The sequence below is a fragment of the Massilia rubra genome, assembly GCF_011682065.1.
Classification (GTDB): domain Bacteria; phylum Pseudomonadota; class Gammaproteobacteria; order Burkholderiales; family Burkholderiaceae_D; genus Telluria_A; species Telluria_A rubra.
In genome coordinates this window covers 1-24860 of the sequence record NZ_VUYU01000037.1, presented here as the reverse complement: position 1 = coordinate 24860, position 24860 = coordinate 1, and the positions used below count along the sequence as shown (strand labels likewise).

Here is a 24860-nt window from a genome sequence, read left to right as displayed (position 1 = left end):
ATGCGCCTTCGGCTTTGTTGGATGTGCGTTGCAATCGAATCGAATCGGACCCATACTGTGTCACTGATCCATCGACACGATGATTTCCCATGACGCTAGACATCAAAGGCGGCCTGAAGAATACTTCCGTCAGCCATAAACGCTACGTCGTCTTCGAGGAACTGTTATCCAACGCAATCGACTCGTATCTGATACGACGCAGTGCGGATCCGCAGGCGCCGCCGCTACGAATCGAAATCGGTGTGGAGTTCGTCAACGGATCGCTGTTTGCCGATGCGGACGAGCAGATCGTGGTCTGGTGCAAGGATAACGGGGCAGGCTTCGGCGAAGAACAAGTCAAGGCTTTCGTCACCAAGGATACGACCTACAAGGATTATCTGCAGATCCAGGGCATCGGCAAATGCAAGGGCGCGGGCCGGATCCAGTTTTTTCATTACTTCTCGCAGCTTGCTATCGACAGTGTGTTCGATGCCGGCGGCAGCCGCTGGCGGCGTACGCTCAGGGCGCGTGCCGAGACGCGTGAAATCACGGAAAACGATTTCCTCACACAAGTGGACCCGGGCGATATCGGCACCTGCGTCACGCTCAAGGGGATGGCGAAACGAACGTTTGCCGGCGTGTTCGACCCGGCTACCTTGCGCGCCGACTTTTCCGCACGCACCTTGCATGATGTCCTGAACACCTCGTTCTTGCAGCGGTTCATCGTGCTGAAGAAAATCATCGGCAATTTCACGGTGGTCATTGCCGATGTGGCCGGCGCCAGTCGCGCTGAAGAGTTGATCACATCGGAGCATCTGCCCACCGCCGTGCAGGTACTGCCGATCCGCTTGAGCTGCGGCCACCGCGGCGATATCGCCGCCGGCGAGCTAAGATTGACGCGCTATTCTCTGGACCAGGCCAGCAGTCCCTCGCTCGAGCACGAGGTCGCCCTTTGCGCCAACTCCGCCATTGCCATCTCGTTGACGAAACACTTTTTGAAGTCGTCGGCAGACCGGCGCCGGCCGATCGACGGCAAAATCGAACTGCTGCTGGTCGAGGGTGACTTGCTCGATCAAAAGGTGAACGTGCAACGCGACGGCTTCGACCTGCCCAGGGAGTGCAGCCATGCCAGGGACTTCGATGAAGCATTTTCAATGCAGGATATCATCGAGTCGCTGGAAGACGCGGTCTACGCCATCCTGACGCCGCCCGATTTCGACCGCGAGGCGTTGATCAGTTCGACGCAAGAGAAGTTCGGCATCTCCAGGGCCATGCTGGAGAAGGCCAACATCAAGATCCACTACGGCGATACTGAAGAAAATATCGCCAGGCGCACGCTGCGCAGGTTCCAGGACGAGATCGTGCAAGACACCTCGAAGCTGGTCGACATGAAGCAGGAACTGCTCAAGCTGGACCCCCGCAGCAGCGACTTTCGCAAGGTGCTCGCCGATCTGTCATGGCGCTACACCAGCAGCCTGCAGACAATGGACATGGCGAACCTGTCGCAACTGGTGGTGCGCCGCACCGCCATGCTCGATATCCTGCAGCGCGCCACGCAACTCATGCTCGAATGCCAGCAGGATGCACCGGGAAAACGGCGCGATCACGAAAAGATCATTCACAATATCTTTTTCCCGACAGGGAAGGATAGCGGCGATACGGTCGATCACGATATCTGGATCCTCAGCGAAGAGTATCAATACTACGATCACATCGCCTCCGATAAAGCCTTGTCGTCGATTTTTTGGGATGGCGGAAAACTGTTCGAAGCAGATATCGACGAGAGCCTTGAAAAACTTTTCCGCCACAATAATGAGGTTCATCATCTGAAACGGCCCGATATCGCCATCTTCAGCAAGGAAGGCGCAGCGATCATCATCGAATTCAAGGCACCCGGGGTCGAGTTGCAGGAGCACGTCAACGACCTGGCGCAGTACGCGCGCTTGCTGGCGGCGAAGTCCGGCGGCCGCATCAAGCGGTTTTACGGCTATTTGGTCGGTGACAGCATGGACGAAAGCCGGATGGCGCCCGGATGGACCAAATTTCCGGTCAGCGATGGCTATTTTTTAAGTGCGCGGCTCGACGATCCGAAGACTGGCCGCCAGTATGGTGAACTTTACGCGGAAATGCTGTTCTACCAGCACTTCGTCACGCGCGCGCGCAACCGGCTTGAGGTGTACAAGCGCAGGCTGAACGTGCGTTTCTGATGCTTTGCCGCCGTGCCGGGAATGCGTGCGGGCGGATCGCGCGTGTCAGCATTGCTCCTGGCGCCCGACAGGCACCGTACAATGCTTGCTCGATGCAAGCGACTCCAGCGAGGATCAACTGATGCAAGGTGATATCGAAGCCTATGCAAAGACAAGCGACCGTGAGGCCGTGTTGTCGCTGCTCGCCACCGTGGCGCGTTCGTCTGAGCCCGGCGTGCTCGCCTGGCGGGCGCGATTTTTCAGTGTAGCGACGCCGCCGTTTTTGCGCTTGGCAGAAACGGCGGCATGCTGGTCCGCGGACGCCGTGAGCGCTTAGCGCTTGTCCTTGTCAGCCGGCGGAGTCGTGTCGGTGGTGCCGGTGCCGGACGTGCCGCTGGTGCCGGTACCGGTGCCGGAAGTGCCTGAAGTACCGCTCGTGCCTGACGTACCCGAGGTGCCCGAGGTGCCGCCGGTGCCCGATGTTCCCGATGTTCCCGATGTTCCGGTGCCGCTCGTGCCCGTGCCCGACGTGCCGGTATCGCCCGTGGTGCCGCTGGTGCCCGTCCCGCCGGTGCCGGTCGTGCCGCCGGTGCCGCTGGTCCCGGAGGTGGTGCCCGGCGTGGTGGTCGTGGTGGTGTCGCCGGTGCCCGTGGCGGGGGTGTCATTGCGCTTGCAGGCAACGAGCATCGACGCCAGCAGCGCCGCGGTCAAGATGATTTTTGGTGCGGTTGTGAGTGGTTTCATTGTTTACTCCTCGGTCACGTCAATGAGTGCCGCTGCCGGCAACTTGCCGCAGGCAACGGCGCCAGGTCGATCCCGCCGGACATACATCCCCGTCCGGTGAGGACCATCAGGGAACCGACGCCGTGGGCGACGCGGTCCCGTTATCCGATGCGCGAATTCGACTGTAAAAAATTAGACTTTCAACTTCTGCGCCAGTTCATCTTTATTTACGCATCTGACGTAGATTGACCTCCATGGCCGCGCAATTTGATACGGATCAAACTTTGCTACCGGCCGCACCCGCCGCGTCAGGACATTCCGTCGGACGACGAACGCGCTGCCTGCTCCATCAAGGCCGGAATTTCGGCCGGAATTTCGCGCGCCAGGTAGCCCAGCACGCCGAAGCGCAAGGCCAGCTGTTCGCCGGCCCTGGCATGCAGGGCCACGCCCCAGCAGGTCGCTTGCGCCAGGGTGGCGCCGCGCGCCGCCAGCCCGGCGATGATGCCGGCCAGGGTGTCGCCCGAGCCCGAAATGGCCAGCCCGACATTGCCGCCTTCGTGCTGCCACGGCCCGCCCTCGGGTGCGCTGATCACGGTGCGCGCCCCTTTCAGCGCCACCACCGCGTTCCACGCCTGCGCCGCCGCGCGCGCCGCGCCGTCCGGATCGGCCACGATCTCGTCTTTCGCACGCCCGGAGAGGTGCGCCATTTCGCCCGCGTGCGGGGTCAGGATCACCGTCTCGGCGAAGCGGAACGGCGGCCCGTCCTCGTCGTCCTGGTCGGGATTGGTGACGATGCCCATGGCGTTGGCGTCGAGCACCACGCTGGTGCCGGCCAGGCGCGGCAGCAAGGCGCGCACCAGCGCCGCCGTGGCCGCTTCATCCTGCATGCCGGGACCGATCAGCACCGCGTCGATCTTGTCGGCCAGCGGGTCGAGCACGTCCAGCGCGTCGCGTGCGAAGCCGCCCTCGGCCGTCTCGCGCAGGCCGATCACGCGCGCTTCCGGCATGGCCAGCGCCACCAGTTGGGCCACGCTGGCGCCGGTGGCGATGGTGAGCTTGCCGGCGCCGGCGCGCAAGGCCGCCGTGGCCGCCAGAATCACGGCGCCCGGCATTTCGCACGAGCCGCCCACGATGAGCACGTGGCCGCGCCGCTCCTTGTCGCCTTCGGCCGGCGGCATCGGCAGCGGCCAGGCGCGCAGGGCGGCGCTGTCGATGGTGATCATGTGGGTGCTGGCGAGCGGCATGTCCATGGGACCGGCGCGCCTACGCTTTCGGAGCAGCGGGCACATCTTTTTGAACCGTGACCGGCGTGCCTGCCGCTTCCAGGGGAGCGACAAAGTTAGTCAGTTGCAAGCCGAGCTTGCCGTGCTTGCCTTCGTGCGGATTGAAACTGTACGAGGTCACCGAGCAGTTCGGCACGTCGGCGGCGCGGTCGAACGCCAGGATCGCGGCTTCGTCGAGCCGTTCGAACAGGTAGCGGAAGCAATTGACCGTGACCTGGTGGCCGACGATCAGCACGCGCTCCTTGCAGAACTCGCGGGTGATGGTGTCGATGATGCTGCGCAGGCGCAAGATGACGTCGCACCAGCTCTCGCCGCCGGGCGGGCGGAAGTAGAATTTACCGACGTGCTGGCGCTGTTCGTACAGCTCCGGATATTGATGCTGGATGCCGAGCACGGTCAGGCGGTCGAGGATGCCGAATTCCTTTTCGCGCAGGCGCTCGTCCACGTGGACCGCCACCAGGCTGTCGGGAGCGAGCTGTTGCATGATGATGCGGGCGGTCTCGGCCGCGCGCACGTAGGGCGAGTGCAGCACCACGGTCGGGCGCTCGTGTTCCGGCATGGCCGCGAACCAGCTCGCCAGCGCGCGCGCCTGGTCGGCGCCCAGCGCGGAGAGCGGCACGTCGACATCGCGCTCGGCGATGTCGATATGCAAGCCGGCCGCCGCCTCGGCGGCGTCGCGCGCCACGTTACCGGCGCTTTGTCCGTGCCTGACCAGCCAGATCTGTTGGGGCCACTTTTGTTCCATCGTTTCGCCTGCCATTGAAATGTTGACACGACGTCATCATAGACGGATTCGACGGTAGCTCAGCGCACGATACAAGCGCTTGTGGTGCTTTTTTGTCGTGCTTTTTCTACGCAGCTTTCTCATCGGCATCGAGGTTCACGGCGGCGTCGCTGTTAAATACCGCCATGTCGGTCTGGCCGAGCACGCGGCTGGTGACGGTGCCGGCCGTAATCGAGCCGCTCACGTTGAGCGCGGTGCGGCCCATGTCGATCAATGGCTCGATCGAAATGAGCAAACCCGCCAGCGCCACCGGCAAGTCCATCGCCGAGAGCACGATCAGGGCCGCGAAGGTGGCGCCGCCGCCCACGCCGGCCACCCCGACCGAGCCGACCGTAATGATCGCGATCAACGGCGCGATGAACGAGAACGTCATCGGGTCGATCCCGACGGTCGGCGCGATCATCACCGCCAGCATGGCCGGATAGATGCCGGCGCAGCCGTTCTGGCCGATGGTCGAGCCGAACGAGGCGGCAAAGTTGGCGATGCCTTCCGGCGTGCCGAGGCGGCTGGTCTGGGTCTGCACCGACATCGGGATCGAGCCGGCGCTGGTGCGCGAGGTGAAGGCAAAGGCGAGCACCGGGAAAATCTTCTTGACGTAGCGCGCCGCGTTCAGGCCCGCCGCGCTGATCAGCAGCAAATGCACGCAGAACATCAGCAGCAGGGCGCTGTACGAGGCGGTGACAAAACTGAGCAGCTTGACGATGCTCTCCAGGTTGGAGCCGGCCACCACCTGGGTCATCAGCGCGAACACGCCGAACGGGGTCAGGCGCAGCACCAGGGTCACCATGCGCATGATGATCGCGTGCGCAACCTTGATGAAGCGCTCGAACGCGTCGAAGATTTCGGGCTGCTTGGCCGCAATGCCGGTCGCCGAAATCCCGACGAAAATCGAAAACAGCACCACCGCGATGGTCGAGGTCTTGCGCGCGCCGGTCATGTCGAGGAAGGGGTTGGCCGGAATGAAGCTGATGATCATGCCTGGCAGCGAAATCGCCTGCGCCGTGTTCAGGTGTCCTTTCAAATAGTCGCCGCGCGCCACTTCGGCGGCGGTGGCGGTCAGCCCCACGGCGGACAGGCCGAACAGCTTGGCCATCAGGATGCCGATCCCGGCCGCGACCATGGTGGTGGCCATCAAGATGCCGATGGTCAGCGCGCTGATCTTGCCCAGCGAGGACGCGTCGCGCAACTTGAGGATGGCGGCGATGATCGACACCATAATCAGCGGCATCACGATCATTTGCAACAGCTTGACGTAACCGGTGCCGACGATGTCGAGGTAGGCATTGGTGTCGGTGATGACGGGCGAGGACGCGCCGTACAGCAGCTGGAACGCCGCGCCCAGCAGCACGCCCACGCCCAGGCCGGTAAATACGCGCTTGGTGAACGAGGCATGCGCCTGTTGCATCTTATAGAGGAGAAAGCACACGCCCAGGGCGACGGCAAGGTTCAGGATCACGGGGAAATTCAGGGTCATGCGGGCCTCTTGAGTGGGCGCTGCGCGCGCAGGGGACTGTGCGGCGGCAATAGAACGGATCATTCTAACCATAAACCTGCCGCACTGCACACAGGCTCGTCCGTGAGCGGGCGTAGCAAAACATCAATGTTATTGACAGCGTCCGGGATGTTTGCAACACTCGCCGCCTTGCCTTGATTCCGGCCAAGCCCGCCGCACCGCGCGGGCCCAAGCTGGAACACCGCCCTACCTGGAGAACCCATGCGCGCCCCGTCCAAATTCTTGAGTCTGCTTCCCCTGGCTTGCCTGGCGCTGGCCGCGCGGGCGCAGACCACGGTCGAGGCCTTCACGCCCACCGGCACGGTCAAGGCCGTGCGCCAGGTCACGGCGCGCTTTTCGGCCCCCATGGTGGCCTTCGGCGACGCCCGCATGGCCGAGCCGTTCACGGTCGATTGCGCGCAGGACGGCAGCGGGCGCTGGCTCGACGCCCGCATCTGGAGCTACGACTTCGCGCGCGACGTGGCGCCGGGCGTGCGCTGCAGCTTTACCCTCAAGCCCGAACTGCGCGACCTGGCCGCCCAGCCGCTGGCCGGCACGACGCGCTTTGCGTTCGATACGGGCGGCCCGAGCGTGCGCGAGAGCACCCCGGGCAACGGCGACACCGTCGACGAGCAGCAGGTGTTCATCCTCGGGCTCGACGCCCCGGCGCGCCCGGCCAGCATCGCCGCCAAGGCCTGGTGCGGGGTGGAAGGCATCAACGAGCGCATCGGCGTGCGGGTGCTGGCCGGGGCCGAACGCGAGCAGGTGCTGGCCGCGCGCCACGGCTTCGTCGAGCGTTACCTCAAGGAGTACGTCAAGCGTGGCGGCGCCCAGCCCAAGGGCAAGGCCAAGGATGACCCGTCGCTGCCGCTGGCGCTGGTGCAGTGCCAGCGCAAGCTGCCGCCGGGCGCGGCCGTCTCGCTGGTGTGGGGCGCCGGCATCGAAGGCATGGGGGGCGTGGCCTCTGGCGCCGACCAGGCGCTGGCGTTTACCACCGGGGCCGATTTTTCCGCCAGCTTCAGCTGCGACTACCTGACCGCCGGCGGCCCGTGCGTGCCGCTGCGGCCGCTGCGCCTGTCCTTCAACGCCCCGGTCCCGCACGAGCAGGCCGAAAAGATCACCCTCACCGACGCCGGCGGCAAGCTGTATGCACCCTACCGTGACAGCGGCGGCGCGCGCGCGGCCCCGGTGAGCAATCTCTACTTCAACGGTCCCTTTCCTGAAAAGAGCGTCCTGAAGCTGGCGCTGCCGCCTGGGCTCAAGAACGAAGATGGGCGGGCGCTGGTCAACCAGCACGAGTTCCCGATGACGATCAAGATGGATGTGCTGCCGCCGCTGATCAAGTTCCCGGCCAAATTCGGCATCATCGAAGCGCGCACCGAGCGCCTGTTGCCGGTCACGGTACGCAATGTGGAAACGAAGCTGTCGGGCAAGCTGCGCAGCGCCGGCGCCATGCTGCGCGTGGACGTGCAGGGCGAACGCCAGGACCTCGACGTCATGGACTGGCTCAAGCGCCTGAACGGCGACGCCGGCAACGAACATCAAAAATCCGTCTTCGCGGGCCTCAAGAGCGGCAAGCCGGACCCGTTCACCTTGCCCGCGCCGGCTGCCGGACGCCCGTTCGAAGTGATCGGCATCCCGCTGCCCAAGGCCGGCTTTTACGTGGTCGAATTCGACAGCCCCAAACTGGGCGTGGCCCTGTTCGACAAAAAGGTAAAGGCCTACGTCAGCGCTGCCGCGCTGGTGACCAACATGGCGGCCCATTTCAAGCATGGCGCCGATTCCTCGCTGGTGTGGGTCACCTCGCTCGACAAGGGCCGTCCCGTGCCCAGGGCGGCGGTGGCGGTGCGCGACTGCGCCGGCAAGCTGCTGTGGCAGGGCGTGACCGACAACGCCGGCGTGGCCCGCATCGACAAGGCGCTGGCGAGCGGCGACTGCCGCCAGGGTCCCGGCAGCATGTTCGTCAGCGCCCGCAGCGGGGGCGATTACACCTTCACCTTGTCGGACTGGGATAACGGGATCGAACCGTGGCGCTTCCACCTGCCGTTCAGTCCCGGCGGCAACACCAGCATCGTCGCCACCGTGTTCGACCGCACCTTGCTGCGCGTCGGTGAAACGGTGCACATGAAGCACTTCCTGCGCCGCAGCGGCAGCCGCGGCCTCGAGTTCGACACCACCGGCGCCGAGGCCAAGGCCCGCACCATCACCGTTTTGCACCAGGGCAGCGGCACGTCCTACGAGCTGCCCTTGCGCTGGAACGCCAGCGGCAGCGCCGAAAACGACTGGGTCATTCCCGCCGGCGCCAAGCTTGGCGAGTACAGCATCAAGATCGTGGGCCAGTTTTCCGGCACCTTCCGCGTCGAGCAGTTCCGCGTGCCGACCATGAAGGCGCTGCTGAACGGCCCGTCCGCGCCGCTGGTCGGCGCCACCGCGTTCGACCTGGACCTGCAGCTCGGCTACCTGGCCGGCGGCGTGGCCGGCAAGGCGCCGGTCAAGCTGCGCACCCTGACCGAAGAAAAGGTACTGTACTTTCCGGGCTACGAGCACTACACCCTGGGCGCGGGCGACGTGCGCGAAGGCGTGCAGGACGACGCGCGCTTCGACGACGACGAGTACAGCGAGGATGACGAAAACGCCCCGGCCGTGACCGACGTGCGCACCCGCGCGCTGGTGCTCGACAAGGCCGGCGGCGCGCGCGTGCACCTCGACCAGTTGCCAACGGGCGAGCGGGCGCGCGACCTGGTGGCCGAACTGTCGTACCAGGACGCCAACGGCGAAACGCTGTCGAGCTCGACCCGCATCGCCCTGTGGCCATCGTCGTACGTGGTCGGCATCAAGGCCGACGACTCGGTCGGCGCCAACGACCGCGCCAGCATCGAGGTGGTGGTGCTGGGCGTGGGCGGCAAGCCGGCGCCCGATGTGGCGGTCGATGTCGACCTGTTCCAGCGCACCAGCTACACGCACCGGCGGCGCCTGATCGGCGGCTTTTACGCGTATGAAAACAGCAGCGAAGTCAAGCGCGTGGGCACCGCCTGCCAGGGTCGCAGCGACGCCAAAGGCTTGCTGCGCTGCGAGCTCAGGACCCCGGCGGATGGCAACCTGATCCTGCGCGCGCGCGCCGTCGACAGCCAGCGGCGCGTCGCCGTCACCCAGCGCGACATCTGGGTGGCCGGCGCCGGCGACTGGTGGTTCCAGGCCGGCGACAACGACCGCATCGACCTGCTGCCGTCGGCCAAGCGCTACGAGCCGGGCCAGGACGCCACCTTCCAGGTGCGCAGCCCGTTCCGCGACGCCACCGCGCTGATCACGGTCGAACGCGAAGGCATTCTCGACACCTATGTACGCCGCTTGGACGGCAAGGAGCCGACATTTACGATCCCCATGCTCGGCAAATACGCGCCCAACGCGTTTGTGTCGGCGCTGGTGGTGCGCGGGCGCGTGGCCGGGGTGCAGCCGACCGCCATGGTCGACCTGGGTAAGCCTTCCTACAAACTGGGCATCGCGCCGGTGCAGGTAGGCTGGAGCGCGCATGAATTGAAGGTCAAGGTCAGCACCGACAAACAGGATTACAAGGTGCGCGAGAACGCCAGCGTGACCGTGAAAGTCACGCGCGCCGACGGCTCGCCGGCGCCGGCCGGCACCGAAGTGGCGCTGGCGGCGGTCGATGCCGGCCTCTTGGAACTGATGCCGAACCGGAGCTGGCGCCTGTTGAGCGCCATGATGCAGGAACGCGCGCTGCAGGTAAACACCGCGACCGCGCAGATGCAGGTGATCGGCAAGCGCCACTTCGGGCGCAAGGCGGCGCCGCATGGCGGCGGCGGTGGCCAGGGCAGCCGCGAACTGTTCGATACGCTGCTGTTCTGGAAGGCGCGCATCGTGCTCGACGCCAAAGGCGAAGCGCGCGTGCCGGTTGCGCTCAACGACACGCTCACGTCGTTTCACATCGTGGCCGTGGCCAGCGGCGGCAGCGGCATGTTCGGCACCGGCGAAACCGAAATCCGCAGCAGCCAGGACCTGATCGTGCTGCCGGGCTTGCCCGCGTTGGTGCGCGAAGGCGACCGCCTGCGCGCCGGCTTCACCCTGCGTAACACCACCGACGCCGCGCTCACGGTCGATTTCGGCGCCAGCGTGGCGGCCGACGGCGGCGCGCCCAAGGTGCTGGCGCGCCAGAGCCTGGCCCTGGCGCCGGGGCAAGCGCAGGAAGCCGGCTGGGATGTGCAGGTGCCGGCCGGCGCCAGCGCGCTCGCATGGACCATCGACGCGCGCAGCGCCGGCGCCAGCGACAAGCTGCGCATCAGCCAGAAGGTGCTGCCGGCGGTGCCGGTACGTACCGTGCAGTCGACCCTGGTGCGCATCGAACAGCCGCAAACGATCAAGGTGCAGGCCCCGGCCGGCGCCCTGGCGGGGCAGGGCGGGGTGCGCGCCACCCTGGTCGCCCGTCTTGGCGAAAGCCTGCCCGGCGTGCGCGATTACATGAGCGCCTACCAGTACCGCGGCGTCGAGCAGGATGCGTCGCGCGCCGTGGCCCTGCGCGACGCGGCCCTGTGGGACAAGCTGGCGGCATCCCTGCCGGCGCAGATCGACGCCGATGGCTTGCTCAAGTACTACCCGACCCAGGTCCAGGGCAGCGACAGCCTGACCGCCTACCTGCTGTCGGTCAGCGCCGAAGCCGGCTTCCCGCTCGCCCCCGCACTGAAAGAGCGCATGGAGGGCGGCTTGCGCCAGTTCGTCGAAGGCAAGCTCACGCGCCCGGCGCGCGTGGCCCGGGTCGACACGGCGGTGCGCAAGATCGCCGCGCTGGAAGCGCTGTCGCGCACGCGCCCGGTGGCGCCGGAACTGCTCGAATCGTTCACGATCGAGCCGAACCTGTGGCCCACATCGGCCGTCATCGACTGGTACTTGATCCTGCAACGCAGCCCGGCGCTGGCGCAGCGCGACACCCAACTGGCGCAGGTGCGGCAAGTGCTGCGCGCGCGCCTGAACCTGCAGGGCGCGGGCCTGTCGTTTTCCACCGAGGCGAACGACAACTGGTGGTGGCTCATGGCCTCGCCCGACACCAACGCCAACCGCCTGCTGCTGGCCGTGATCGACGACGCCGCCTGGCAGGAAGACATGGGGCGCCTGGCGCGCGGCACGCTGGGCCGCCAGCAAAAAGGGCGCTGGGGCTCGACCCTGGCCAACGCCTGGGGCGTGCTGGCGCTGGACAAATTCTCGCGCAAGTTCGAACGCGAGGCGGTCACCGGCAGCAGCAGCGCGGGTCTTGGCAACACGGTCAAGGAAACCAACTGGAATGCGCGCGGCGTCTCGGTGATCAACCATCCGTGGGGCGTGGGCCAGCAAGACCTGGTCCTCTCGCACAACGGTGGCGGCAAGCCGTGGGCCATCGTGCAAAGCCTGGCCGCGCTCGAACTCAAGGCGCCGCTGTCGAACGGCTACAAGATCGTCAAGACCATCACGCCGATCGAACAGAAGGTCAAGGGCGCGTGGTCGCGCGGCGATACGTATCGCGTGCGGCTCGACCTGGAAGCGCAAACCGACATGACCTGGGTCGCGCTGGACGATCCGATTCCGGCCAGCGCCACCTTGCTCGGCAACGGCTTGGGGCGCGACGCCATCACCTTGCCCGGCGCCGAAGGCCAGGGCGGCGGCTTGCGGCCGGTATTCGAGGAGCGCACGTTCGAAGCCTTCCGCGCGTATTACGACTTCGTCCCCAAAGGCAAATGGCGCATCGACTACACCGTGCGCCTGAATAACCAGGGCCGCTTCAACCTTCCGCCAACCCGCGTCGAAGCGCTGTACAGCCCCGAGTTGTCGGGCGAGCTGCCGAATGCGGCGCTGGAAGTGGGGCGCTGATGCGCCGCCTTGCCGCGGCGCTTGTGCTGGCGTTGGCCGCGCCGGCGCACGCCGTGCCCACGCCCGAACAGGTCAGGGCGGCTTACCGCGCGTCGGACGCGCAACTGCTCGACCGCCACGGCGTGCCGATCGATTCGCTGCGGATCGACATGGCGGTGCGGCGCGCCCAATGGGTGGGGCTGGCCGACATTTCGCCGGCCATGCGCCTGGCGCTGGTGCGGGCCGAAGACCGGCGCTTCATGCAGCACGACGGCGTGGACGTGGGCGCGCTCGGCAAGGCCGCCTGGGACAACCTGCTGCGCACCCGCGCGCGCGGCGCCTCGACCATCACCATGCAGCTCGCGGCGCTGGTCGACGAGCGCCTGCGCGCCGGCGCGGGCGGGCGCAGCTGGGGCCAGAAATGGGACCAGGCCAGCGCCGCGCGCGAACTCGAAGCCGGCTGGAGCAAGGCCCAGATCATGGAGGCCTACCTGAACCTGGTACCGTTTCGCGGCGAGCTGCAAGGCATCGGCGCGGCCTCGCAGGGCCTGTTCGGCAAGGCGCCGTCGGGATTGAACCAGGCCGAATCGGCGATCCTGGCCAGCCTGCTGCGCGCGCCGTCGGCGGCGCCGCGCGTGGTGGCGCAGCGCGCCTGCGCACTGGCCAGGGAGATCAACCCGGCGGCCAAGTGCGCCGGCATCGAGTGGGACGTGGCGGCCGCCTTGAGCCGGCCGGCCGCCGCCGCCGCGCCAACGCAGGCGCCGCACGTGGCCCAGCGCTTGCTCAAAGGCAGCGCGCGCCAGGTGCGCAGCACGCTCGACGCGGGCATCCAGCGCGACGCCGTCGACACCTTGCACGCCCACCTGGCAGCCCTGCGCGAGCGCAACGTGACCCAGGGCGCGCTGGTGGCCATCGATAACGACAGCGGCGAGATCGTCGCCTACGTCGCCAACGGCGGCGCCAGCGAAGTCGATGGCGTGCTGGCGCTGCGCCAGGCCGGCTCCACCCTGAAACCGTTCCTGTACCAGCTGGCGATGGAGCGCGGCTGGATCACGGCCGCCTCGCCGCAGGACGATTCGCCGTTGGAGATCGCCACCGCCGCCGGTCCCTACGTGCCGCAGAATTACGATCGCCAGTTCAAGGGCTGGGTCAGTACCCGCACCAGCCTGGCCAGTTCGCTCAACGTGCCGGCGGTGCGCATGCTGCAGTTGACGGGCCTGGAGCGCTTTCATGCGCGCCTGCGCGCGCTCGGCATGGACAGCCTGTCCGAGCCGGCCGCGTTTTACGGCTATTCGCTGGCGCTCGGCTCGGGCGACGTTTCGCTGCTGGAGCTGGCCAACGCCTACCGCACGCTGGCCAACGGCGGCCTGCGTGGCAGCGTCACCTTGCAGCCGCGCGCCGCGCAGGCGAAGAGCCGCGTGCTCGATGCGAAGACGGCCTTCATCGTCGGCGACATCTTGTCGGACCGGGCCGCGCGCAGCCTCACCTTCGGACTGCGCAACGAACTGGCCACCGCGTTCTGGAGCGCGGTCAAGACCGGCACCAGCAAGGACATGCGCGACAACTGGTGCGTCGGCTATTCAGAAAAATACACGGTGGCGGTCTGGGTCGGCAATTTCGACGGCAGTCCGATGTGGGATGTGTCGGGCGTGACCGGCGCCGCGCCGGTCTGGCGCGACGTGATGGAGCGCCTGCACCGCGCGCTGCCCAGCCGCGCCCCGGCCGCGCCGCCAGGGCTGGTGCAGCAAACGGTCAGCTACCAGCCGGCCCTGGAAGCGCCGCGCCGCGAATGGTTCGTGCGCGGCACCGAGAGCGCGCAGGTGACCTTGCTGGGCACGGAGAAGCGCCGCGCGGCCATCCTGTATCCTGGCCCGGACGGCGTGATCGCGCTCGACCCCGATATTCCGGCCGGCCGCGAGCGGGTGGTGTTCCGCGCCCAGGGCGCGCAGGGTCTTTCCTGGCGCCTCGACGGGGTGGCGCTGGGCGCGGGCGCGGCCAGCCACGCCTGGCAACCGGTCGCCGGCGAGCACGAACTGGCGCTGGTCGACGCCGGCGACAAGGTGGTCGCGGCGACCCGCTTCAGCGTGCGCGGCAGCAAGGCAAATTAGTGCCTTAATACAACAAGCCAGCCGTATTCTGTTTGATATAATTACAATTCTTAAACCCTGGCAATAAAAGTTCCTGCAGCACCGACGCGTGCACGAGCCCAGCCGCACCGCACACGCCCATGCATACCCCAGTCAAGCAAGCCGCAGCGACCCTGCGCGACGCCATCCGCGAAGCCGCCGATGGCCTGATCAACCGCGACCACCTGGCCGAACTGATGATCCTCGGCGCCGTGGCGCAGGAACACCTGCTGGTCATCGGCCCGCCCGGCACCGCCAAGAGCGCCGTGGTGCGGCGCGTGGCGCAAAGCCTGGGCGGGCGCTATTTCGAGTATCTGCTGGGGCGCTTTACCGAGCCGTCCGAACTGTTCGGCGCGGTCAACCTGGGCAAGCTGCGCGACGGGCTGGTCGAAACCGACGTCGCCGGCATGCTGCCGGAAGCGGACATCGCCTTTCTGGACGAAGTCTTCCTCGGTTCGACCGCGATCCTCAACACGCTGCTGGGCATTCTCAACGAGCGCCAGTTCCGCCGCGGCCACACGCATATCGCCTGTCCGCTGCGGCTGTGCGTGGCCGCCTCCAACGCGCTGCCCGACGACGACAGCCTGGCCGCGTTCGCCGACCGCTTTTTGCTGCACGTGTTCGTCGAGGCGGTGCCCGACGCGCGCCTCGAAGACCTGCTGGCCGGCGGCTGGGCGGTCGGCCAGCGCGCCATCACGCCGCGCGCCGACATGGCCACGCTCGACGCCCTGCACCGCGCGGTGCCGCTGGTGGACATGCAGCCCGTTCGCGCCGACCTGGCGCAGGCGGTGCGCAAGCTGCGCGGGGCGCAGATCATCCTGTCGGACCGGCGCATCGTCAAGGCCCAGCAACTGATCGCGGCGGCCGCCGTGCTGGCCGGGCGCAGCGTGGCCACCCGCGCCGACCTGTGGCCGCTGGTGTACGTGGTGACCAGCGCCGCCGGCCAGCAAAGCGCGCGCGAAACCCTGCGCGAGCTGTTGGCCGAGGCGCGCCATCCGCTCCTGCACGCGGTGGTCGAAACGGCCGTGCAGCAGCCGCTGGCACGCATCGCGCGCCTGGCCGAAAGCGCCGACCAGTTGCTGGGCGGCGCCCGTGGCGACGCCTTCCGCGGCGCAGCGGAAGCGCTGCTGCGCGAAATCGACGCCAACTTCGGCAAGGACAACCTGCCGCCGGAACTGTCGGCGCGCCGCGCGCAGCTGGTGGTGGCCGTGCAGGGCGCGTAATGAGCCCGCTGGGATGGATGGCGCGCCCCGCCGGCAGCGCGCCGGAAGCGCGCGGGCAAGTCTCGCAAGGCGCCGCGATGCGCCAGGTACTGGCGCGCCTGGCGCGCTGCGATGACGAGGCACTGGCCGCGCTGACGGCGGTGGCCACGCGCGACATGCTGGTGCTGCTCGGGCGCGCCGCCGCGCTGCCGTGGGTCGACGGCGCGCGCTACTGCGCCCCGGACCCGCTCCAGCGCATGCTGTGGCTGCCCACCGACGTCGCGCCGCAACTGCCGCTCGACCTGGTGCTGGCCAACCTGGCCGGGCGTGGCGCGCACGTGCCGTTCTTGCTGTGGGACGCGCCTGAACAAGTGCTGCCGCTGGGCCAGCCGATTGCGCTCGACCGGGCCAGCCTGGCGTGGCTGGCGCGGGAACTGGCAGCATGACGACCTTGCTCCCGGACCGCTGGGATCCCTGGCTGGACAGCCTGCCGCCGGAGCTCGCCGATCCGCTGCGCGCGATGATGGCGCGCCTGCAACCGCTGCTGGGCCACCTGGCGCCGCTGGCGCCGGATACGTATCCGCGCATGCGGTGCGTGGCCATGTTCGACGCCGGTCCGGGCCAGCCGGATACCACGCGCGTGCCGCACATGGCGCTGTTCATCCTGCTGGCGCGGCGCGCGCGCGCGGCCAGGATGCATCTGTGCTGGGGCGTTCTGCAAGCGCCGGGCCGGTCGCGTTTCTGCGCCGACGAGCATGCCCTGGGCGCGCTGCTGACGATGCGCGCGCCCATGCCGCCCAGCCAGGCCGACATCGATGGGTGGAGCAAGGATCAGGCCTCGCGCGATGCGCCCGATGAACTATGGCAGGTCGGCGGCGCCGACAGCGCCGCGCTGGCGCGCATGACGGTGCGGGTGACGGTGACCGTGGCGCCCGACGGCGCATCGCTGCAGGTGATGCTGGCCCGGGAGGGCGACGTACACCAGCTGCGCCTGGCGCTGCCGGAGGCCGGCATCGTGGACCGCCTGGTGCGCTATCCGGTCGCGGCGCTGGCCGAGAATGGCCGCTTGCGCACCGGCCTGCGCGACACGCCCACGCCCGCGCACGCACCATCTTTCGGGCTGACGGATACGGCAGTGCTCACCTCGCGCTTCGATGGCGGCACGCTGGAGTTTCCCTTGCACCACGCGCACACGCCGCATGCCGGCATGCCAGTGCGGCGGCGCATGCCGAAACGCGGCAGGCTGCTCGGTCAGCTGCTGTTCGGTGGCGGCGCTGGCCTGGGCCAGGTTGCGGTCAGTGGCGAGACCATGATCTTCAACGGCTTTGCCAGCGAGTTCACGCGTAACCGTACCTGCCCGCTTCCTCCCCCGGAGCAGTTCCAGGTTCCCCAACGTGGTGGCGCACGGCTGCCGACGTTCTCCTTGTTTCATGGACGGATGCAGACCATCTTCATGCTCGATGGCGCCGGCCGCTTGCTTGAATGGTCTGCCGAGCACGGCAAACCCGAGGTCCGGTTTCGCGTGGTCGCGAGTGATGTCGCCAGCGTGGCCCAGGGCTTCCAGACGCTCGGCTACGCCAGCATTGCGGACGGCAGGACGACCATCCACGCCATTACCCAACGCGGACAAACGGCCGATCTGTGTTTTCCCTTTGCCGCCAGGCGCGTGCTGTTCGGCGAATTCATCGGCATGATCAGCCTTACCCGGCTGGCCTTGCAGATCAGCGAGACGCAGTGGCTCCTCTCGGCCGGCGCCAGCATGCAGACGGTCGATGTCGATGACGGCGCCACCGTCATCGCGCTGGTGCGGGCATCGGCCAACGATGCGAAGCAGCCGGCGCTGCTGGTATTGAGCGCCGACCGCAAGAATGCGCACGTGTGCACAGCCACGCGGCGCCAACTGGTGCTGGCCACCGAGCTGCCGATGATTCATCTGGTGACCGACCTGCGCGCGCAGTTGCTGTGCTCGATGCTGGCCGACACCCACGAGCTGTGCGTACGCCCTCTGCATGACGATGGCTTGCTGCTGCACGTGATTCCCGACCCGGCCGCACTGCCGCATCCGCTGACGCGCGCCCATCCGGCATGGCTCGGCAATGAGCTGCAGCCATGATGCGCTGGCTGCGCACGAAGCTGTCGCGGCAACTGGCGCCACCGGGCGCCGCGCCGGTGTTGGCGCCGGCCGAACCGGCGGCGCCGCAGCTGGACCCGGGACTGCCGCGCGCTGCGCGCATGCCGGTTCGGACGCGCCGGCACGGCCCGGTCCCCAGCGTCGGCGATACCGTCTTGCTGACCGATGCGCCGCGCTTCGCCCTGTGCGGCGACTGGCTGGTCGCGCCCAGGCCGGATGGCGGCAGCGTGCTGCACGCGGTGGCGAACTCCGTGCTCGGCCAGCCCGGCAAGCAGCGCCGCTACCGGGCCACGCCGCACCTGGCGGAACTGGGCGTGGTCCTGTTCGGCAAGGTACTGGCGCGCGTGGTGAGCAATGGCGCGCAGCTGACCTTCGTACGTTTTCCCGGCATGGACTGCGGCCAGCCGCGCAGCGTGCCGCTGCCCCCGGCGCAGCAGTTCCGCGCGCCGTCGGTCCAGGGCCGCTGGCTGCCGACGTTCTTCCTGATCGATCACTCTCCCACCGGCGCCGGCGCGCGGGTGCTGATGCTCGACCAGGAGCGCAAGCTGGTGTGCTGGACCGCCTATGGGCACAAGCAAGGAACGGGCATGCGTTTCGATGAGGTGGCCGACCAGGTGGTGGGCGCGTCGCAAACCCCGAAATTGCTGATCTACGCCCGCAGCGATGGACAGCGCACCACCATCCATACCCTGGCGGCAAAGGCGCAACAGCCAACCATGATCGCCACGTTCGACGTCGATGCCGCGCAGGTGCTGTTCGGCCATGCGCACTTGCCCTGGCTGTACGCCATGCGCATTGACGACACGACGTGGCAGATGGTTGACCACAATGCCAGGCTGCCCATCCGGATCCGGATTGCCGAAGGCGCCAGGGTGATCGCTGTCTTGCATGGCGGCCTGCTGATGGGCAGGAGGCAGGCGGCGTCCTTGCTGGTGCTCGGTGCGCAGCGGCGCACGCTGGAACTGCATTGGAAAGACCAGACCCGCGTGCTGGTGCGCAGCGACGCGCCGATTGCCCAGGCCGTGCTCGATGGGTCGGGCCGGCGCCTGTGCTGGCTGACCGACCGCAACGCATTGAGCGTCATCGACCTCTCTGGCGGCGGCACGTTGTTGGCAGTCGCACCGGCGCCGGACCGGGAAGCTGTATGAAGCTGCCCGCGCAACTGGCGCCGTGGAGCGCCTGGCTAGCGCTGCTGCCTGCGCATCTGGCCGCGCCGCTCGGCGCCATGCTGCTGCGCCTGCAGCCGCTGGTGGGCCGCATGGCGGGCGTGGCCGCCTGTCCGGACACGATTCCGGCCGGCGCCGGCAGCATTGCGCGGCGCGGCCAGTACCAGCATCTGTTACTGAGCGAATGGGCGGTGCTGGACGCCGCGCCGGATGAATTCATCCGCCGCGCGGCGGCCAACGAACTGCTGTTTTCGGCGCCCGAACCGCAAGTGCAGCGCCGTGCGCACATCTGCGTGGCGCTGTTCGACGCCGGCCCGGCGCAACTGGGCGAACCGCGCCTGGCGCAACTGGCGCTGTTCATCCTGCTGGCGCGCCGTGCCCAGGACGGCGCGGCCGACTTTAAGTGGGGCATCCTGCAGGAGCCGGACCGGCTGCACGACAACAGCGGGCGCGACGCGCTGCGCTCCCTGCTGGCCGCGCGCACGCTCGAGCGCGTGGGCGCTCAGCACCTGGACGAATGGAATTGGATCCTGGCCGGGCTCGAGGACGAGGCCGAGGTGTGGCAAGTGGGCGCGCCCGGCGCCGTCGCCACCGGGCTCGCCAGCGCTCACGCCGCCATTGGACAGTCGCTGTTCGACTCTAGCCTGGAAGTGACCATTACGCAGGGACGGCAGACGCGCCGCCTGCAGCTGGAACTGCCCGCGCCGCAGGTCGGCGCGGGCCTGCTGCGCGATCCGTTCAAGCCGCCGGCGCCGCCCAGGCCGCGCACCGAGACCGGCGCGGACGACACCGTCTCGCTGCTGTATGCGCCGCGCTTCGCCGTCAGCGGCGACTGGATCGTCGCGGCCAGGCAGGCCGGCGGCAGCGTGCTGCACGCCGTGCCCAACTCGGTGTACGCCAAGACCGGCAAGCCGCGCCGCTATCACCCGACGCCGGATGCGACCGAACTGGGCGTGGTCCTGTTCGGCAAGATGCTGGCGCGCGTGGTCAGCAACGGCACACACCTGACGTTCATGCGTTTTCCATGCATGGTATTGGGCCCGCCGCGCAGCGTGCCGCACCCGCCGCTGGCGCACTTCCGGGTGCCCCCGGGGCTCGATCGCTGGCTGCCGACGTTTTTCCTGATCGACCATTCTCCCACCGGCGTCGGTGCGCGCGTATTCATGATCGATGTCGATAATCGACTGGTGTGCTGGAGCACCGGCATCGCGCATTCCATGCATGAGGTGCGTTTCGACCCGCTGGCCGACAAGGTGGTGGGCGCCATCCAGACCGACAACATGCTGCTGTACGCCCGCAGCGACGGCAAGCACACTACGATTCATTCGCTGGCGGCGAAGGCCGTGCAGGCGGAGACAATCGGCGAGTATGAGTTTGCCGTGCTGCAGGTGCGTTTCGGCGGCACGCAGGACGGCTGGCTGTATGCCATGCAGCTCAGTGTGGGGGAATGGCGGCTGATCGACCGCCAAGCCACCCGGCACACCCGGATCCTGGTGCCGCACGGCGCCAAGGTGATTGGCGTTACGCGTGCCGTGCATCAGACCGGACACGGGCCGGCCTTGCTGGTGCTGGCGGCGGACCGGCTCACGCTGGAGCTGTTTTCAAAAGGTGACAAGCGGGTGATCGTCCGTAGCGCGGCGCCGATTGCCCAGGCGACGCTCGATCCGTCGAGCGGCCAGCTGTGCTGGCTGACCGGCGCGCACGAACTATGCGTCAAGAACGTGTACCACAGCGGCCCGCCGCTGTTGCGGGTGGGGCCGGCGCACCAAGCGGACGGCGCATGAAGCTGCCCGCGCAACTGGCGCCGTGGCGCGCCTGGCTGGCGCTGCTGCCGGCGGAACGGGCCGCGCCGCTGGGCGCCATGCTGCTGCGCCTGCAACCGCTGGTGGGCCGCATGGCGGGCGTGGCGCCGGCGCCGGACAGCACGCCGGTCGGGGTGGGCGGCATTGCCCGGCGCGGCCCCTACCATCGGCTGCTCCTGAGCGAATGGGCGGTGCTGGACGCCGCGCCCGATGAATTCTTGCGCCGCGCGGCGGCTGGCGAACTGCTGTTTTCGGCGCCCGAGCCGCGCGTGCGGCGCCGTGCGCGCACCTGCGTGGCGCTGTTCGACGCGGGTCCTGCGCAACTGGGCGAACCGCGCCTGGCGCAACTGGCGCTGTTCATCCTGCTGGCGCGCCGTGCGCAGGATGGCGCGGCCGATTTCAAATGGGGCATCCTGCAGCGGCCGGACCGGCTGCACGCCAACAGCGGGCGCGATGCGCTGCGCTCCCTGATGGGCGCGCGCACGCTCGAACGCGTCCGCGCGCAGCACCTGGCCGGCTGGAATGCGGCCCTGGCCGGGCTCGGGCTGGGGGACGAGGCCGAGGTGTGGCAAGTGGGCGCCCCCGGCGCCGTCGCCACCGCGCGCGCCAGCGCCCACGCCGCCATCGGACAGTCGCTGTTCGACGCCAGCCTGGAGGTGGCCATCACGCAGGCACGGCAGACGCGCCGCCTGCAGCTGGAGCTGCCCGCGCCGCAGGTCGGCGCGGGCCTGCTGCGTGATCCGTTCAAGCCGCCGCCGCCCACGCTGCGCAGCGACGTGAGCGCGGGCGACACCGCCTCGCTGCTGTTTGCGCCGCGCTTCGCCGTCAGCGGCGACTGGATCGTCGCGGCCAGGCAGGCCGGCGGCAGCGTGCTGCACGCCGTGCCCACCTCGGCATCCACCGACCCGGCCCAGCCGCGCCGCTCCCATCCGACCCCGGATGCGACCGAACTGGGCGTGGTTTTGTTCGGCAAAGTGCTGGCGCGCGTGGTCGGCAACGGTACCGACCTGACGCTCATGCGTTTTCCGGGCCAGGCATTCGGCCCGCCGCGCAGCGTGCCGCAGCCGCCGCCGGAGCAATTCAACGCGCCGCCGGGCGAGAACCGCTGGCTGCCGACGTTTTTCCTGAGCGACCGTTCTCCCAAGGGAATCGGCGCGCGCGTGTTCATGATCGATCTCGCCGGCCAACTGGTGTGCTGGAGCGCCGGCAACGAGAAGCATGCGCCGGACGTGCGTTTCGATGCGCTGGCCGACAAGGTGGTGGGCGCCAGCCAGAGCGCCAACACGCTGCTGTACGCCCGCAGCGACGGCAAGCGCACCACGATCCATTCCTTGAAGGCCAGGACCGTCGAGCCGGAAACAATCGGCGAATTCGCGTTCGCGGCGCTGCAGGCGCGCTTGAGCAGCGCGCCGGAAGGCTGGCTGTACGCGGTGCAGCTCACTATTGGAGAATGGCGGCTGATCGACCCGAATATCGACCGGCGTACCCGGATCCTGGTGCCGCACGACGCCACGGTGATCGGCGTCACGCGTGGCCGGCCTTACGGTCCGGCCCTGGTGGTGCTCGCCGCCGACCGGCTCACGCTGGAGCTGTTTTCAAAAAGCGACAAGCGGGTGATCGTGCGCAGCGAGGCGCCGATCGCCCAGGCGACGCTCGATCCCTCGAGCGACCGGCTGTGCTGGCTCACCGGCACGCACGAATTATGCGTCATGAACTTGCACGACAGCGGTCCGCTGTTGCGGGTGGGGCCGGCGCACGAAGCGGACAGCGCATGAAGCTGCCCGCGCAACTGGCGCCGTGGCGCGCCTGGCTGGCGCTGCTGCCGGCGGAACTGGCCGCGCCGCTGGGCGCCATGCTGCTGCGCCTGCAACCGCTGGTGGGCCGCATGGCGGGCGTGGCGCCGGCGCCGGACAGCACGCCGGTCGGGGTGGGCGGCATTGCCCGGCGCGGCCCCTACCATCGCCTGCTCCTGAGCGAATGGGCGGTGCTGGACGCCGCGCCCGATGAATTCTTGCGCCGCGCCGCCGCCGGCGAGCTGCTGTTTTCGGCGCCCGAGCCGCGCGTGGAGCGCCGTGCGCGCATCTGCGTGGCGCTGTTCGACGCTGGCCCGGCGCAACTGGGCGAGCCGCGCCTGGTACACCTGGCGCTGTTCATCCTGCTGGCGCGCCGCGCGCACGAGGAAGGCGCCAGCTTCCGTTGGGGGATCTTGCAGACGCCCGGTGCGCTCGATGCCGGATGCGGCCAGCCGGCGCTGATGCGCCTGATGAACGCGCGCACGGCGCTGCGTGCCGGCGGCGCCGCGCGCGATGGCTGGAATGGCGAACTGGCCGGACTCGAGCCGCACGCCGAGGTATGGCAGGTGGGCGCGCCCGACGCCGTGGCGATGCGGCGCGAAAGCGCGCGCGCCGCCATCGTCCAGCCGCTGCTCGGGGACGGCCTGCAAGTGAGCATCACGCAGCAGGGCAGGACGCGCGAACTGATGCTGGAGCTGCCGGCGCCGGCCAGCGCGGTGCGCCTGTTGCGCTATCCGGGCGGCGAGCCGGCCAAGCCGGTTCGCAACCGCATGGGCGGGCGCAATACGCCCTCGCTCAAGCATGCGCCGCGCTTTGGAGACTACGGGGAGCGTTGGGTCACAGGCCGGCCCGACGGCGGCACCCTGATTTTTGCTTTTATGGAGGGGCACTCCGGCAGGCTCCCGGCGCCGCGGCGTCAACGTGTGCCAAAGCGCGGCAGCGTGCTGGGCATCTGGCCGCGGTTCGACAAGGTGGCGGACGTGGCCGTGTGCGGCGGGAAGCTGATGTTCCGGCATTTCGGCGGGGTGTTCGAACGCTGCGAATGCGTGCGCCCGCCACCAGGGCAGTTCGCGGCGGCGCGCGGGTCGGGGGGCTGGCTGCCGACTTTCTTCCTGCGCAAGAATGACTTCGACCAGGTCTTGATGATCGATAGCGCCGCGCGCCTGGTCAGCTGGCGCGCGCGCCACGACGGCGCTGGCGGGATCGGCTTCGCGCTGCTGGCGGCAGGCGTCGTCGGCGCGGCCCAGAACCAGAACCGGCTGCTCTACGCCAGCGTGGCCGATGGCGTGACCCGGCTGTATCGGTACGAGTCCGCCGCACCGGATCCAGTCGAGGACCTGGTGTTCGAGTGGCCCGTCTTGCGCGTGCTGTTCGGCGAAGTGCATAGCCTCGCCTCCGGGCATCTGCTGGCCCTGCAGACCAGCCAGACCGATTGGCTGCTGGTGCAGGGCCGCGTCTCGCGCACGCTGGTGATCGGCGACGGCGCCACGGTGACCGGGGTGGCCCGCATGGCGCCCGACAGCGCCGAACTGGCGCTGCTGGTGATCAATCCCGACCGCTGCACGGTGGAGCTGCGCGGCGCGACGCAGCGGCGCACGATTGTGCATGCCCATTTTCCGATTGCCCACCTGACGCTGGAGCCGACCGGCCAGTTCATGAGCTGGCTGCTGACCGGCAGCCACGAACTGTTCGCGCGCCGGCTGGACAACGAACGGACGGTGATGCACTACCTGCCTGTCATGGAAGAAACCGCATGACGCCCGATTATTCTTCACTCGCACGCCCGAACGCCCGGCTGCCGCACATCATTCCCAATGGAGTTCCCGATGTCGATTGAGATTCGCCAACCGCTGTGGAGCGGCTACCTTGAAGTACGCGCGCTGTGGTTCGACTTGCCACTGCTGGGCGAGGCCGAGGCGCGCCGGCGCGTGCTGGGACACTGGCAGGCTGGATCGCAGCTGTTCCTGGCTGGGGGCGGCTATCTGCTGGCCTGGCCGGCGCCGCGCTGGCGGCATGTGGAAGCGCTCGACGCGCTGGCGCTGTGCCGGGTCGGTGAAGTGCTCAGCAGCGCGCCGCTAACGGCGGCCGAATTGAAAGCGCTTCCGGCCGGCGCTTACTGGCTGGTGCGGGGCGGGGTGGCGCAAGCGGCGTTGCCGCAAGCGCGCGTCGATCCCGCGCCGTGGCTGGCGCTGGACGCGATCGCGCTGCGCCAGCCGCTGGCGCCGCCGGTCGAGTCGACCGTGCAGGTCCCGATGGCGCTGAGCGAGGTGCTGGGCGAGGCCATGCCCGTGCGCAGTGCCGACAGCATCGGCTTCGCGCGCAAGGAGATCGAGCGCCTCGAACGGGGCGGGGAGGGCAAGC

General features: G+C 68.4%; 16 protein-coding genes. 12 read left to right on the top strand and 4 right to left on the bottom strand.

Annotation, left to right across the window (positions count from 1 at the left end; all coding sequences use genetic code 11):
• The first annotated feature begins 89 nt into the window (after positions 1–89).
• Both F0185_RS31100 and F0185_RS31095 read left to right on the top strand, forming a co-directional pair.
• Positions 90–2186, top strand: a complete 2097-nt coding sequence (locus F0185_RS31100) for a hypothetical protein (RefSeq protein ID WP_167232079.1) — start codon at positions 90–92, stop codon at positions 2184–2186.
• Positions 2187–2307: 121 nt separating this feature from the next.
• Positions 2308–2502 (top strand): hypothetical protein, encoded by a 195-nt coding sequence (locus F0185_RS31095; RefSeq protein WP_167232076.1) that lies wholly within the window; start codon positions 2308–2310, stop codon positions 2500–2502.
• Here F0185_RS31095 and F0185_RS31090 read toward each other — a convergent pair.
• The 4 genes from F0185_RS31090 to F0185_RS31075 all read right to left on the bottom strand — a co-directional run bounded on the left by F0185_RS31090 (position 2499) and on the right by F0185_RS31075 (position 6429).
• Positions 2499–2909 (bottom strand): hypothetical protein, encoded by a 411-nt coding sequence (locus F0185_RS31090; RefSeq protein WP_167232073.1) that lies wholly within the window; start codon positions 2907–2909, stop codon positions 2499–2501. The genes F0185_RS31095 and F0185_RS31090 overlap by 4 nt on opposite strands.
• 287 nt (positions 2910–3196) lie before the next feature.
• Complete coding sequence (locus F0185_RS31085; protein ID WP_229477283.1) at positions 3197–4138, bottom strand: NAD(P)H-hydrate dehydratase; 942 nt, start codon at positions 4136–4138, stop codon at positions 3197–3199.
• Positions 4139–4151: 13 nt separating this feature from the next.
• Positions 4152–4916, bottom strand: a complete 765-nt coding sequence (locus F0185_RS31080) for a histidine phosphatase family protein (protein ID WP_167232070.1) — start codon at positions 4914–4916, stop codon at positions 4152–4154.
• 106 nt (positions 4917–5022) lie between these two features.
• The gene (locus F0185_RS31075; protein WP_167232067.1) at positions 5023–6429 is read right to left on the bottom strand and encodes an L-cystine transporter; all 1407 of its coding nucleotides are present in this window, start codon (positions 6427–6429) and stop codon (positions 5023–5025) included.
• Positions 6430–6669: 240 nt separating this feature from the next.
• On the opposite strand from F0185_RS31075, the gene F0185_RS31070 reads away from it, so the two are divergent.
• From F0185_RS31070 to F0185_RS31025, 10 genes are all read left to right on the top strand, one after another.
• Entirely contained in the window at positions 6670–12300 is a 5631-nt protein-coding gene (locus tag F0185_RS31070) for an alpha-2-macroglobulin family protein (RefSeq protein WP_167232064.1), read from the top strand.
• Positions 12300–14387: a penicillin-binding protein 1C gene (gene pbpC, locus F0185_RS31065; RefSeq protein WP_167232061.1), complete on the top strand. Its 2088-nt coding sequence runs from the start codon at positions 12300–12302 to the stop codon at positions 14385–14387. The genes F0185_RS31070 and pbpC overlap by 1 nt, the downstream gene beginning before the upstream one ends.
• A gap of 119 nt (positions 14388–14506) precedes the next feature.
• A complete protein-coding gene (locus F0185_RS31060) occupies positions 14507–15628 on the top strand; it encodes an AAA family ATPase (protein WP_167232058.1) in 1122 nt (373 codons plus the stop codon).
• Positions 15628–16053 (top strand): bpX5 domain-containing protein, encoded by a 426-nt coding sequence (locus tag F0185_RS31055; protein ID WP_167232055.1) that lies wholly within the window; start codon positions 15628–15630, stop codon positions 16051–16053. Before F0185_RS31060 ends, F0185_RS31055 begins: the two co-directional genes overlap by 1 nt.
• Complete coding sequence (locus F0185_RS31050) at positions 16050–17720, top strand: hypothetical protein (RefSeq protein ID WP_167232052.1); 1671 nt, start codon at positions 16050–16052, stop codon at positions 17718–17720. Before F0185_RS31055 ends, F0185_RS31050 begins: the two co-directional genes overlap by 4 nt.
• Positions 17717–18886: a hypothetical protein gene (locus F0185_RS31045; protein ID WP_167232049.1), complete on the top strand. Its 1170-nt coding sequence runs from the start codon at positions 17717–17719 to the stop codon at positions 18884–18886. Before F0185_RS31050 ends, F0185_RS31045 begins: the two co-directional genes overlap by 4 nt.
• On the top strand, positions 18883–20688 hold the full coding sequence (locus F0185_RS31040; RefSeq protein WP_167232046.1) for a hypothetical protein: 1806 nt from the start codon (positions 18883–18885) through the stop codon (positions 20686–20688). Before F0185_RS31045 ends, F0185_RS31040 begins: the two co-directional genes overlap by 4 nt.
• Positions 20685–22481: a hypothetical protein gene (locus F0185_RS31035; protein ID WP_167232043.1), complete on the top strand. Its 1797-nt coding sequence runs from the start codon at positions 20685–20687 to the stop codon at positions 22479–22481. The genes F0185_RS31040 and F0185_RS31035 overlap by 4 nt, the downstream gene beginning before the upstream one ends.
• Positions 22478–24256 (top strand): hypothetical protein, encoded by a 1779-nt coding sequence (locus tag F0185_RS31030; RefSeq protein ID WP_167232040.1) that lies wholly within the window; start codon positions 22478–22480, stop codon positions 24254–24256. The genes F0185_RS31035 and F0185_RS31030 overlap by 4 nt, the downstream gene beginning before the upstream one ends.
• Before the next feature lie 69 nt (positions 24257–24325).
• Positions 24326–24860: bpX6 domain-containing protein (locus F0185_RS31025; protein WP_223164614.1), on the top strand; the 535-nt coding region annotated here is incomplete at its 3' end.